The sequence below is a fragment of the Streptomyces mutabilis genome (assembly GCF_014649815.1).
GTDB lineage: Bacteria > Actinomycetota > Actinomycetes > Streptomycetales > Streptomycetaceae > Streptomyces > Streptomyces mutabilis.
Genome location: NZ_BMTT01000042.1, coordinates 1 through 12,892 on the forward strand (window position 1 = coordinate 1; position 12,892 = coordinate 12,892).

Consider the following 12,892-nt stretch of genomic DNA (forward strand, 5'->3'; position numbering starts at 1 on the left):
ACCAGGCCCCATCAGGTCGTGACTCACCATCAGAGACCGCCCGCCCAACAACGTGACAGCGCCCTTGCAGGCCCTGATCCCACCCGGGGAAAAGTCGGTGACGCTGCGCTCACAGAGCCTGGGGGAGTGGGTCGGGGTGTCCCTCTCGCATGTGGCATCGCTCGTAACTCCCGGGCTGCGCCGGGCGGCTTGGTACACCGTTCCGGACGGGGACCCGGGCCTTGTGTTCACGTCGCCCACCGCGGCCGCCCCGGACGAGGCCCTGCGGCCTGTGGTGTCTGCGCTCTTCGCGCCGGGCACCGGGTTGATGGGAACGCGCACGGGACGCGGGGCGGCCACAGACCGGCTCGCGTTTCTGCTGCTGGTCCTGGATACCTCGGCACGGGCGAGGTCCGGCTGATCGACGGACCAGTCGACAGCCAGCGCGGCCGTATCTCCGCGACGATCGCGGCCCTGCTGGGGTGTGGCCTGCCGGGAGCATCGAAGATCGCAGACCGGCTGGAGGCGATGAACCTGGTGGAGCGGCGGCGGGAAGAGACCGCGTCTGGCCTGTATCAGGGCACCCGCCTGTTCATCCCCGCAGCCCGCCAGTAGGTGCTGCCGCCAAGCCAGGCCGACCCGAACATCTGCCCCCGGGGCGCGCGTTGTTCGTTCAGTGCGGGGTGTGACAGTTCGGGTCGGTGCAGCTGCCGGCCAGCGCCAGCGTGCGGTCCTGCGGGGGCGCATCCAGCCACTCCGCACGCATGGCCTGGAGCCGGTCGATGTCCGAGGCGAGTTCTGGCACCTTGGCCCGCAGCGCGTCGGCCCATTGCTGGGTGAGCGCCCGCCCGTTGACGTACAGCTCCCCGTCCCGGCCTCCGACGGCGAACAGCACGCCGCCCCTCTGGGCGGGGATCACCATCGCGCCCACCGGCTCGGCGACCTTGCCCTGGCGTACCAGCACCGCGGTGGCGGTTTGAGCCTCGGCCAGGGCTTCCTCGTCCACCGCCGGCATCGGGTCGGGACCGGCGGGCGGCAACAGGGGCGTCACGCCGTCCTGGGGCGCATCGTCCAGGCCGCGGCCGGCGAGCTGGTTGTTCTCGTAGAAGGTGACCATCCCCGCCAGCAGCGGCATGTCCTGGCGCAGCCGTTCGGCCACCGACGGCGTGAGCCGTTCGCCCTTGGCCAGCACCTGCCCGCTTCTGCCGACGGCGACGGAGAGCACCTTGCCGTCTGGGGTGAAGTGGTACTTCACATCCGTGCCGCTGGCCATCAGCCCGGTGTCGATCGCCCGGTCCCACAGCCGCATGACCCGCTCGACTTCCGCCTGCGGGAACGGCGGCGCGGCCTGCGGCTGGATGCCAGGCTGGCGGCGCGCGTCACGTGCCGCGCGCTTCTTCTTGATCCGCCCCATCGGGGTCTCCCTTGCTCGTCGGCCGGCCACCCGCCGGTCAACGAGCACCCCGTCGCTGCGGACACGACCGCGCCACCCGTCCGGCTCCGCTCGTGCGGTGTGCCGGACGCGGGTCAGGGCCGGGTGTGCAGCAGGTCAGGCACACGGCTGGTCTGGCTCAGCCAGGCGGAGACGTCCTGGTCGATGTACTCGACCAGGCGCAGGACCTCGGTGTGGGCCTGGGGCAGGGTGAGCCGGCGGGTTCGGCCGCGGCGGTCGTTCTGGCCCGGGAGGGGAACTCCGTCGATCAGCGGCTCATGGTGGGCGGCCCGGTTGCGCAGGGAGCGGACGTGGCTGGCGGTGGTGAACACCGTCGTCCGCTTGCCGCCGCTGTTCGGGAACGCCTTGTGTAGGGCCTTGCGCCACAGGGTGGAGTCGTAGTCGACGTTCTTGCGGTACGGCCCGTCGCCGCAGGTGCCGCCCTTGTCGAGCAGGTTCACCCAGCAGCCGAAGGTCGACTCCGCCACGATCTTCCCGGCCGGGACCGCCTGGAGGGTCTTCTGCGCCGGCTTCCCGGTCGCCAGGTCGGCGGGCATGGTGATGTTGCGCCACGTCGTCTTGAAGCCGCTCATGGTTCGGTCGTCGAACAAGTCGGTGCGCGCGTACCAGGTCGCCCCGTACGCGGCGGCGAGCTGCTCCGCCATGGCGTTGCGCAGGATGACCTCGGCAAGGGCGATCACCTCACCGAACGCGGCCGACAGCCGCACGTTCCACAGGTACAGCTCCATCGCGGCGGCCGGCGTGGCCGTGGCGGCGAGGAAGGGGGCCAGGCGGGGCCAGGAAATCAGCGGCTCAAGGAGCTTGAGCTGCTCCGCCGTCGGTTGTATCTGCACCCCCCTGATGTATCATGGGCGGCAGATTCCCCGGTTCAGCCTCTGGCTTACGTCACGCGACCGGGGTCAGACTTTTGAGGGCCCTCACCAGCGGTGAGGGCCCTCAGCTCTTTGCCGGTACGCCCACGATGCATCGACCGCGAGGCTTCCGTTTCACCTGTTCAGGAGATGCGCACCCGGCACGGTCATGGCCGGGCGGGCACCCGGTTGTCGATCGTCACCACAACGGGATCCCCTTCTTCGTAGTAGGCCTTGCTGAGGACTCGGGCGGTCGCGTAGTAGACCTGGGAGGCCATGGCCCAGTCGGCGTAGGTGATCAGCTCCTCGGTGTCCTCGCCGTCGGGCCTGCGAATGGAGGCATTCGCCGTGCGGTAGAGGGCCAGCAGCATGGCGACCAGCGACCGGCCGGAGAGGACCGCGGCCACCAGGCCGTTCTCGCGTTCTTCGAGGGACGGGGTCCGGAAGTGCGGGTGGCTGCCGACCTGTGCTGCCACGAATTCCCAGGTGTCCCGGTGGCAGACCAGGGTGGCCGACGCAACCTTACCGGCCCTCATGATCGCCCAGATTCTGCCCTTCCAGGTGAGCGGAGACGGCTCCTCCACCGAATCGCTCGGGCCCTGCTCGCTGGCCTCCAGCGCCGCGCGGGGAACGTCGTGGTCCTCCTCTTCGCGCTCGTCGGATCCCGGGGCGGACTGCTCAGCTTCAGGTGGCGACTGATCGGTTTCGTCCTCGTCGGCCGTGGGGGCATCGGGGTCCGTGGAGACTCCCGGCTCATCACCTTGGGGTGAACTGTCCGCAGAGAGCCTCAGAGCAGCAGGTTCAACCTGGGGTGCCGACTCCTGGTCCGGTGCCTGCCTCTGCTCGGGCAGGACGACAGAATCCGGTTCGTACCCGATGCTGGTCCCGGCCTGGTGCGGGTGCGGGTCTTCCGCCGAATCGACGGCCGCCGGCACACGTGCCGATGCCGGTGCTGCGGCCTGCAGAGCCTCCAGAATCTTGCCGACGTCCTCACGCAGACCTTCGAGACCGTGGTGCAGCCGGTCAACGTCCCGGCGCAGGTCGGCCACCGCAGCAACGGCTTCGCTCGCCCGCTTGCCCGCGTTGTAGGAACTGGTCCGCGTTTCGTGCTGCGACGATTTCAAGTCGGCGAGGGCGGTCTCGCGCAGCCCTGTGACCTCGGTGGTGAACGCGGTCCGAAGGTCCCGCTCCAGGTCGTTGACCCTGGTGCCCAGGCCGTCGATCGATCTCTTCATTTCGTTCTTCGTGTCGATCACGATCGTCACGATGTCGTCCCTGCGCGGCAAGGAAGCCCTCCACCTGAAGCGTGTAGTCGGATAACTGCACTGCGTAGTCTCCGGCCGGGCAGTAGGCGTACGTATGTGACTTCCTGAACTTGGCTTGATCCATCTCGACGCGGGCCGATCGGCATAGGTCGGAGCCGGTAGCCGACGCCTCCCCTGCGGCGGCGCCGGGCAGCCGATGCGGAGCGCGCGGCGCGAGAGGCGCGGGGCGAGAAGGCGGGTTCTTGGCACGGCAGCTCCGCTGCGGCGACAGCACGAAACGCCAGCCAGAACACCGAACCCAGCCCCAGCTAACGCACGAGGTACGGCATTAGTTCGTCAAACGTACGCCATTCGTACGCTTCATGGGGTAGAGTGTTGGTCAGGAGGTGTTCCATGTCCGAGTTGTTCGACGCGGTCGACGCGCTGGTCGCGTCCCGCGCCGCGCTGCCGCCGCCGGCGGAGCGCAAGCGGCTGCGTTCCGCGCACGGCCTGACGATCGACGAAGTGGCCACCGCGCTGAAGGTGCGCCGGGCCACGGTGTCCGGCTGGGAGTCGGGCAAGACGGAGCCCCGCCCGCCGGAGCGCGACGCCTACGCCCGGCTGCTGGACAAGCTCGCGGATCTCTACCCCGCCGCCCCGGCCGACACGGCCCCGCCCGCCCCTGACGCTGCGGTGCCAGCCACGTTCACCGCAGCGCCCGCCCCGGCGGAAGCGCGGACTCTGTCCACAGGGGAGGCGTCCGAGGCTGCGGTCATGACTGCAACCGAGAACACCCAGACCCCTGTCCCCGTCGCCGCTGCTCCGGCGGCCGCGCCGCGTCCGGCGCGCACGACCAGGACGTCGTCGACGTCGCGCCGCCCGGGTGCGAAGAAGGCGGCCCCGGCCGGCACCCCGGCGGGCGGCAGCGATCCGCGCTTCGAGAACGGCCCGTTGGCGGTCGTCGACGTCGAGGACGACGGCACGGTGCTGGCGTACTGCACCGGCGGCCTGGTCCTGGACGTACCCGCCAAGAGCATCCCGGCCCTGGTCGACTGGACACTGCGCGAAGCCAAGCTCGGGGCGCCGAAGCTCGCCGGCCCCGGTAAGGACGCCGACCCGCTCATCGTGCTCACCGAGTCCGCCCTCGAGCGCTACGGCCTGCCCGTCACGCTCACGGAGGAGGAGAAGCACGCCGGGCGGATCCCGGAGGGCCACAAGGTCATCAAGCAGCTCGCGCGCGCGGAGTGGAAGCTGACGAAGCGCGGGTTCGGGCCGTGGGCGCGGATCTACCGCCCCGCTCAGGGTTCGGAGCGGGCCTGCGTGCAGCTGTGCATCCCTTCCTGGAACGCGCTCGACACCCGGCACTGGGGCGAGGCTGGACAGCTTCCGCCGGCGGAGCTCGCCCGCGTCCTGGGCGTGTACGCCTCCCGCGTGATGACGCCGCGCGGCTCCACGGCTGTGACCGGCCTGGAGCTGATGACCGCCCTGCACCCGCCGACCCGGGCCACCGCGCCCGACGAGAACGGCAAGCGCACCGGCGAGCACAACCCTGGCTCGCTGGGCAAGGACGCCATCGACCCGATGAACTTCCCGCCGTGCGAGGTCCCCGACGGCCACCCCGTCCTCAAGGACCTGCCCCGGTTCCACGTGCGCGGCCCGGCGGAGAAGCTGATCGAGGAGGCGTACGACTGGGCGCGGCCCATGACCGACGCGGAGTGCACCCTGCGGCACCTGGTCGGCATCGACGTCAACATGGCCTTCGCCGCCGGCGCCAACGGTTTGAACGTCGGACTGGGCGAGGCGACGCACGTCAAGGCCCCGGCGTTCGACCCGAAGCTGCCCGGCTCGTGGCTGGTCGACCTCTCTCACGTCGACCTGTCCCGCGTGAAGGTCGGCAAGGAGTGGGTGGAGCTGGACGGCAGCCTGCTGCCCAGCCCGTTCACGCCGAAGGGTGAGCGCCCGACCGGCCCGGCCTGGTACGCGACGCCCACCGTCGCGTACGCGGCGGAGCTCGGCTACGAGGTGCGGCCGATCGAGGCGTGGGTCCGGTATGAGAACGGCCGGTACCTGGACGGCTGGTACCAGCGGCTGCGCGACGCCTACCTCGCCACGATGGCCGACCTCGGCGTCGACGCCGACCTCGCTCCCGAGGACTTCCTCGCGGCGATGGACGGTTACAAGGCCCGCGACCCGGAGCTCGCGATCGTCACCACGGCGATCAAGGCGACGGTCAAGGGCGGCCTGGGCAAGCTCCGCGAGCGGCCCCGCGGCGAGGGCTGGAAGCCGGGCGAGCCATGGCGCGCCCTGTCCCGCCCGACGTGGCGGCCGGACATCCGGGCGGCGGTCATTTCCCGCACCCGGATGAACCTGCACCGCAAGATCGTCAAGCACGCCGCGTTCACCGGCCAGTACCCCGTCGCGATCCTGTCGGACTGCGTCGTCTACGCCGCCGACGGCACGTCGCCGCTGGACTTCCTGCCCTACCGGGAGGGCAAGCCGCTGCCCGGCGGTTTCAAGCTCGGCGTCAACCCCGGCCTGGTCAAGCACGAGGGCACCCAGACCGTCCTGTGGGGCGAGGAGGTCCGTGAGCGGTTCAACGCGCCGGAGCTCAACCTCGCCCGGTATATCAAGGACGGCACCGTCACCGACGTCGACAACGGAGAGTAGGGGTAGGCCACGATGAGCCTGTTCGGGGACGGCCTGGAGGCCGCGGTGCAGAAGGCGTACACCCGCCCGGCGCCCAAGAGCGCGGGTGCGCAGATGCGGTACCTGGTCAAGCAGCTCAAGGGCACGAAGGCGGTCGCCCAGATGCTGCGGGTCTCCCAGCGCACCGTCGAGCGGTACGTGAAGGGCCAGATCAAGAAGCCCCGGCCCGACCTCGCCGCGCGCCTGGAGCGCGAGGTGAAGAAGCGGTGGCAGCCGCAGATCCGGGCCAAGGCCCGGCAGAAGGCGGCGACCACCGGAGGCATCGTCATCGACACCCGCGCCCGCATGGGCTACACCGCGCCGATCGGGTCGACGGACCAGGACCGCATCCGGCACCTGACCGTCGCCCTGCCTCCGCAGTACGCCGCCCGCCTCTTCGACGCGCAGGAGGCCGGCGCCACCGACCAGCAGCTCCAGGAGATCGCGGCCGAAGCGCTCAAGGAGGTCTACTTCCAGGACGGCGGCCGCCGCGCCGGCTCCCTGGAGGAGGTCCGGTTCACGGACATCGAACACCTCGAGTTCGACCTCTAGCAGCACGCCCCGAACAGCCCGCGAGCCCCGGACCAGTGCAGGTCCGGGGCTCGCTCGCGTATCCGGGGGGATCGGATGGTCATGCACGCGATGCCCTGCCCAACGACGCTGCGGCGCCTCAGTCACCTGCACCGGAGCAATGCAGGTGAAGCCGTCCGGCGGCTGCTCCCGCCCGCCTACGATGCGCTCGTGCGGAACACGAAGGCGTTCAAGGAAGCCGTTGCCCAGACGCTCACGGAGCTGGCCCGCCGGGGATGACCCTCGCGCCGGCGACCGTGGAGGACACGATCGAGAAGCAGATCACCACCGTGGCGGAGCGGCTCGGGATCCAGGTGCGCTCCGCCTGGCGGTACTTCGACGCCTCCGTCACGGCCGACCGGCTCGCGCATAGCGTGGCGTCGTACGAGGAGAGCAGCAGCGAGAAGGGTGTCGGGCAGGCCCCGATGCCGCCGCTCGACAACCCGGAGCTCGCCCTGGTCCTCGCCGGGGTGCCGGACTCCCTCGCGCAGACCGGCGGCGACCTGTACGCGGTCATCATCAACGTCGCCGTCAACGCCTGGATGGCCGACCACATCCACGGCGAGGACGGCTGCACCGGATGCGAGGGCAGCCGCGGCCCGGCCGGACACGACTGGGAAGCCAGGATGCGCACCATCACCGCGCTGCAGCCGGACATCACCAAGTGGTTCGACCGCGACGTGTGGACCCGCGCCGTCAACGACGCGGGCTACGCCGTCACCCGCCGCTGACGTCAGCGCGCAGGGACAGGCAGGACACCACGGACGACCAGCTGCCGCCCGGACGACTCGGGGCCGCCGCCCGCGCCAGCCAGACGGGGCCGTCGCCGGGCTCCGTGGGCGGGTATCCACACCTGAGTGTGCGACATGACGGCCAGTTCCACCGGCTGGTGGTCGTGCAGAGTTCCGCACCGTGGCGGATCGTCGGCCGGGCAATGGAGCGCCTGCGTGTTCAGGCGGCTCGCCCGGTCAGGCGCGTGTCGGAACCTTGGCCGCTTCGGCCAGCGCCCGGTAAGCGGCCCGAGCGGCCGCGGGGCACCTGGGGTGGCGGAGTAAGGGACGGAAATGGGGAGCGACGTGCACCCGGACCAGCCGTCCAAAGGTGTCCATCTCCAGCCAGAGGCGCCCGGCGCCCCGTCGCGGGGCACCCTGACTGCCTGACGCCTTGCTCTGGCCGGACCATTGTGCCTCTGAGGGCAGACAGACGGGCTGCCCGTTACTCATGAAGGGCTTCTACAGAAGAAAGCGTGGCTGATACCGGACGTGGTGACCGTGGCACACGCGCGCCTGAGCGGTCGACTGCAGGCAGTGCAGTAGCTGGCTTTCGGTGGTGCAGGTTCCATCGGGTAGGGGAGATAGCACGCGTCAGGAGCGGTTCCCGGTGGGGTTGGCGTTCGGTTGCGGCGAAGGGCGACAGCTGCCGCCACGGTCCGGATGCGCCTTGGCCGTAGGAGGCAGCAAGCCCCACCACGCGTTCTTTTATATGTACCTGCGCCTGCATCTCCGCAGGTCAGAGGGTCAATCTCAGTCGGCCAGCATGACTTCGGTGACAAATTCGGGGTGAGAAACATGTTGCAGCAGACATGTTGCGTCAGATTGGTTGCGACGTAGATGCGCAATGCCGCTACCGCCCTCGAAGTTGACTCTCACGTCATGCGCGACGCGCCGAACGCGCACATACGTCGCTTCGTTGCTATCTATATGCGCAATCGCTACTGTGCTCCATGTCTAGGTTTCGATCTTGAGGAGCACTCAACGTCATGCCAGCGCCAGCCCAGGGTGATCCTCGGCGGTCACCGGGTTCGTCACCTCCTCGCGCCCCGAGTCCGAGCAGCCCCTACGCGGGGGCCCTCGGTCCTCGCAAGAACCTCGTCGAGCTCCCTCGCGGGCATTCGGCACATGTGCAGCCGCCTGTCACGGCCGGCGAGTTCCTGGGGAAGTACTTCGCCCAGGACAGCCTGGAGTTCCTCCGCTGGGCTGCCCGGTACTTCCGGGACGACAACGTCACGCTGTGCGTATTGCTCTACCTGATGGGCAGCCAGGAAGTAGGGGGCCATGTCGAACTGAGGCAGGTCGACATCGCCGAAGCCCTGGAGATGGATCCCGCTCAGGTGTCGCGTGCCCAGACCAAGCTCAAGCGCCTCGGCCTCGCCTATTCGCCGAAGAAGGGTTCCGTCCAGCTTCAGCCCGCAGCAACCCTCCGGGGAGGCCTGAAAGCGGTCGACAAACCTGTCCGGGGCGCGGCCAGGAGGCAGGTCAAGGTGCATGTGGACCAGCTGAGCCTTCTGAACGAACTGGTGGTCGACCAGGATGTGCCGGAGGAGTTCAGGAAGATGGCCCTTCCCGGCGCGCGGCTTCCGGAGCCCAGGAGGACGCGCAGGCGCAAGGGCACGCATAAACAGAAGCCGGAGGCGTGAACATGAGGACTGCAGCGTCTGTGAACCCCGAGCCGCCAGAGCTGACGTACGGCACCTTCAACGGCTTCGCGTACATGCCTGCCATGCCCGGCATCGCCTACCGGGTGCTTTTCAGGCTTGTCGGGACGCAGGAACCCGGGGGGCGCTGTCTCGTCACCGAGGACGACTTGGCCGACGCCTTGGAGGTCCACCGTTCCTTGGTGGGGCGTGGCCTCCAAGCTCTCATCCATGCGCGGCTCGTCTTCCGGCAGACCAAGGGCGTCTACCTTCTGAATCCCATGATCAGCGGGGGGCGGAGCGTCACGGAGCACCTGGAGGCCATCGGATCGCTGGACCCGGAGGAACGGCTGGACGTCGACGATTACCAGGAGCGTTACGACGCGGCAGTGGAGCGGGCGAAGCTGGAGAAGGAGGCGAAGCGTCTGGGACGCAAGAGCACCAACTCTGCGGCTGCTGTCGAGAAGGCGGGCTCGGTCGAGAAGGCCGACGTCCTGCCGCTGTCCGTGGCGCGGAGGCGGCCTCGGCGCAAGCCGTCCCGGTAGGCCCGGTGCCAGAAACACTGCGGCCCCCGTCAGAAGCGGGGGCCGCAGTGCGTCTAGATTTCGGTGACAGCCTACAGCGCGCGTGGCGGCAGTTCCATGGCCGTTCTTGTCGCTTCAGTCACGCTCACGCTGCTGCAGTCATGCTTGTGGGCAGGGGACGGAGTGGTGGGGGCGCGCTACCGAGGATGCACGTCGGATGCATGGCTCAGCGCGCTCAGGGCCGGCCGATGGCGCCACCTCGTACGCCTCCACCGGCCGCGCCCCGACCTGACCGCCTCCGACGTCCCGCCCTTCGGGGCCCGGATGACGGGGTGAGCCGCGTCAGCGTCGCTCGGGCCCGTCCTTCCTTGTGGTGACCGGCCGCGTGGCACCGCCCGCCGGCACCCGCCGGTGGCGCACAGTGGGCCGGTGCCACCTCGCCCGCTCACCCTCCTGCTCCTGGTCCTGCTGAGCGTCACAGGCTGCACCACGGTGAAGCCTGACCCGCTACCGGCCGACCGCCGACCGCAAGGCGTGCGCGGCCCCGCTGTCCCGGCCCGTCCGGCCGTGTCGACGCCCACCGTGCCCGTAGTCCAGCCCTCGGGCCGCTCCGCCCTCGTCCGGATCGCGCCCGACCAGCCACGACGCACGCCCAAGAGCGACCGGGCCCCCACGCGCCGGACGCAGGCGCCCGAGGGACGGCGCTCCGCCGTCCCGCCGAAGCTGCCCACTCCCCGTCTCCGTCCCGCTGCTCCTCACCACGAGCCGCGCGAGCGGCCTCGCTCGACGGTGCAGCGCCACGCCCCGCAGAAGCCGTCGGCCCGGCCGCAACCGCGCGAGCAGATGCGGGAGCTGTGCGCCCGCGCGGACGGGGTCGCATCGTCGGACGTCGTGGGCCTGTGCCGCCAGACCTGGGGTTAGCACACACCTATGCGGTGACACGGCTACCCGGCGTTCCCTCCCAAGTGCGGCCGTACCAGTGCACGCCGGTTGTCAATTCCCCAGAATATGTGGCTGTTTGATTCCAATATCGGCTGCCCAGCCTCTACCGTGACAGGGTGTCAGCAGAACCTACTCCTTTACCCGACGGCCCCCCGCCGCCAGGTCGACGGCAACGGCTGCGGGCGCATTGGGCCGACAGGCATGCCCTGCCCCGGTTCGGCTTCTGGCTTCTCAGCCGGGGAACCATCGTGCTCGGGGTCTGCGCGGCGCTGTATGTGCTCAACGGGTTCCTGATCGGCTGGGTGCCTGCTTTTGAAGTGCTGAGGGGAGAAACCTCACCGGCGGCTGTCCGCCCACAGTGGTGCGCCTGGCCGCTGTCCCTCATCGGCTGGGCCGCTATGCCCGCGATCATCGGATCCGCGGCCGGCTACGTCATCACCGAGCAGATCCACGCGCACCACGCACGAGACCTGGACGACGTCCTCAGCGAACTGCGCCGCCTGGCCGAACCGCCGCCGCCCTCCTCCGGGAGCGGCGAGTGATCACCCTGTATGACGTGTACGAAGAGGGCAGCGACGCGGTCAAGGATGCGGTCCTGGCATTCGGCGCCCGCCACCCCAGCATCGGCGGTGCAGACGCCGAACCGGACTGGAAGACGGCAGAGAAGCACTTCACCCAGGTGATCGAGACGATCATGGGGTCCGCGTCGCCGCTTTCGCCTGGCAGCACGGACGGAGCCGTGCGCCGGGCCGAGAACGCAGCCATCGGCTTCCTACTGGCCATTGCCACACGCTCTGACTTCCGCTGCCCCATCTGTGTCAAGCGACGACAACGGCCCTCGCTATGAACCACCGGCCTATCCTGGAGATGTGGTGACGGACGACGAGCGCGAACAACATGCAGCCGCTCTCCGCGGGCTGCTCTTCCTCGCCTGCCCCGAAGCCCCCGCCATCGCCATCACCGATACCGCAGAGGCCATCTCCCGGGACACAGAAGAAGCGCCACGCGCAGCAGTTCCCCAGGCCACACGCCTCAACGGGCGCACATTTGACGACAACTGGTACAGGCTGCGCAACGTGGACCTGAGTGGCGCGCAGCTGGACTTCGTACACCTGGGCGGCGCGGACTTGTTTGACGCGGACCTGAGTGGCGCGGACCTGACTCGCGCGGACCTGAGCGGCGCGGACCTGGTGCGCGCGAACCTGACCGGCGCGGACCTGACCGGCGCGTACATGACCCGCGCGAAGCTGAACTTCGCGAACCTGACCCACGCGGACCTGAGCTACGCGGACCTGACCCGGGCGAAGCTGAACTCCGCGAAGCTGACACGCGCAAAGCTGACCCATGCGGACCTGCGCGGTGCGGTCCTAAAGACCTCGTCCGGTTGGATCCCGCCCGACGATGAGGACTCGGACGCCGCAGACCTCACCCTCGTGGATTTGACTCGCGCGGACCTGGGCGGCGTGGACCTGAGCGGCGTGGACCTGACCGGCGCGGACCTGACCGGCGCGGACCTGGCCAGCGCAAACCTGGGCTGGGCGAAGCTGACCCGCGCGGACCTGACCGGCGCGGACCTGGGCGAGGCGAAGCTGACTGGGGCGGACCTGACCCACGCGGACCTGGGCGGGGCGAAGCTGACCCACGCGGACCTGAGCGAAGCGTACCTAACCGGCACGCGCCTCGATACCGCTGTGGGTATAGACCTTCCCCTCGGAGCTACGTGGGATTTGGACACTCGTTGGCCAGCCCATTTGGTGTTGCTTGTCGTCGAAGAGTCCGACGAGGTGGCTCCGGGTGTCTACCGGGTGCGCGGCGGTCAGTCCCGCGACCGGTGGGCCGTGCTGAGCTGATCCCGACTACCAGTGGTCTCGTTCCGAGACATTTCAAGGGGCTCGTCGGGGACCAGGAGCAGGTCGAGGTGGACGGGGTTCGTCGCGCGGACGTGGTGAGGACCCGCTGTCCGCTCTCCATCAGCGCCACTAAAAGGTCGTTTCAGAAAGGCGGGTCGTCCGCGCAGCCCTCGGCGTGCACCTGCATGTCCATGTCTTGCTGGAAGGGAGATACGTCTTCCCCCCAGCGAGCGAGCGTTTCGATCGCTCGCCGCCGGTACGGGGAGTCGTCGGCAGCAAGAGCGCGGACCTCCTTGCGTAGAGATTCGACGTGGTGGGCTAGGGTCCGTCTTCAAACGGATCTTGCCCAGAGCAGGAGTGACGCGAGACTGACCGCTGCCT

The 12,892-nt window shown here is 69.4% G+C and carries 12 protein-coding genes; 9 read left to right on the forward strand and 3 right to left on the reverse strand.

Going from position 1 to position 12,892, the window contains the following annotated elements:
• Window positions 1-652 precede the first annotated feature (652 nt).
• From IE142_RS34070 to IE142_RS34080, 3 genes are all read right to left on the reverse strand, one after another.
• Window positions 653-1,393, reverse strand: a complete 741-nt coding sequence (locus IE142_RS34070) for a hypothetical protein (RefSeq protein ID WP_191889317.1) — start codon at window positions 1,391-1,393, stop codon at window positions 653-655.
• Between the two features lie 113 nt (window positions 1,394-1,506).
• On the reverse strand, window positions 1,507-2,265 hold the full coding sequence (locus IE142_RS34075) for an Abi family protein (RefSeq protein ID WP_191889318.1): 759 nt from the start codon (window positions 2,263-2,265) through the stop codon (window positions 1,507-1,509).
• A 185-nt stretch (window positions 2,266-2,450) separates the two neighbouring features.
• Window positions 2,451-3,569: a hypothetical protein gene (locus tag IE142_RS34080; RefSeq protein ID WP_191889319.1), complete on the reverse strand. Its 1,119-nt coding sequence runs from the start codon at window positions 3,567-3,569 to the stop codon at window positions 2,451-2,453.
• A 372-nt stretch (window positions 3,570-3,941) separates the two neighbouring features.
• Here IE142_RS34080 and tap point away from each other — a divergent pair, with 372 nt between their 5' ends.
• The 9 genes from tap (at window position 3,942) to IE142_RS34125 (ending at window position 12,511) form a co-directional block, all read left to right on the forward strand.
• Entirely contained in the window at window positions 3,942-6,194 is a 2,253-nt protein-coding gene (tap, locus tag IE142_RS34085; protein ID WP_191889320.1) for a telomere-associated protein Tap, read from the forward strand.
• Window positions 6,195-6,206: 12 nt separating this feature from the next.
• Window positions 6,207-6,764 carry a telomere-protecting terminal protein Tpg gene (gene tpg / locus IE142_RS34090; RefSeq protein WP_191889321.1) on the forward strand — a complete coding sequence of 186 codons (558 nt, stop codon included), beginning with the start codon at window positions 6,207-6,209 and terminating at the stop codon, window positions 6,762-6,764.
• Window positions 6,765-7,018: 254 nt separating this feature from the next.
• Window positions 7,019-7,513, forward strand: a complete 495-nt coding sequence (locus IE142_RS34095; RefSeq protein ID WP_229831167.1) for a hypothetical protein — start codon at window positions 7,019-7,021, stop codon at window positions 7,511-7,513.
• Window positions 7,514-8,682: 1,169 nt separating this feature from the next.
• A complete protein-coding gene (locus tag IE142_RS34100; protein ID WP_229831169.1) occupies window positions 8,683-9,198 on the forward strand; it encodes a helix-turn-helix domain-containing protein in 516 nt (171 codons plus the stop codon).
• 2 nt (window positions 9,199-9,200) lie between these two features.
• Window positions 9,201-9,740 (forward strand): hypothetical protein, encoded by a 540-nt coding sequence (locus IE142_RS34105; RefSeq protein ID WP_191889326.1) that lies wholly within the window; start codon window positions 9,201-9,203, stop codon window positions 9,738-9,740.
• 408 nt (window positions 9,741-10,148) lie between these two features.
• Window positions 10,149-10,640, forward strand: a complete 492-nt coding sequence (locus IE142_RS34110; RefSeq protein WP_191889322.1) for a hypothetical protein — start codon at window positions 10,149-10,151, stop codon at window positions 10,638-10,640.
• 269 nt (window positions 10,641-10,909) lie between these two features.
• Window positions 10,910-11,203, forward strand: a complete 294-nt coding sequence (locus tag IE142_RS34115; RefSeq protein WP_191889323.1) for a DUF6313 family protein — start codon at window positions 10,910-10,912, stop codon at window positions 11,201-11,203.
• The gene (locus IE142_RS34120; protein ID WP_191889324.1) at window positions 11,200-11,508 is read left to right on the forward strand and encodes a hypothetical protein; all 309 of its coding nucleotides are present in this window, start codon (window positions 11,200-11,202) and stop codon (window positions 11,506-11,508) included. Before IE142_RS34115 ends, IE142_RS34120 begins: the two co-directional genes overlap by 4 nt.
• Window positions 11,509-11,533: 25 nt before the next feature.
• Window positions 11,534-12,511: a pentapeptide repeat-containing protein gene (locus IE142_RS34125; protein ID WP_191889325.1), complete on the forward strand. Its 978-nt coding sequence runs from the start codon at window positions 11,534-11,536 to the stop codon at window positions 12,509-12,511.
• The last annotated feature ends 381 nt before the right edge of the window (window positions 12,512-12,892 follow it).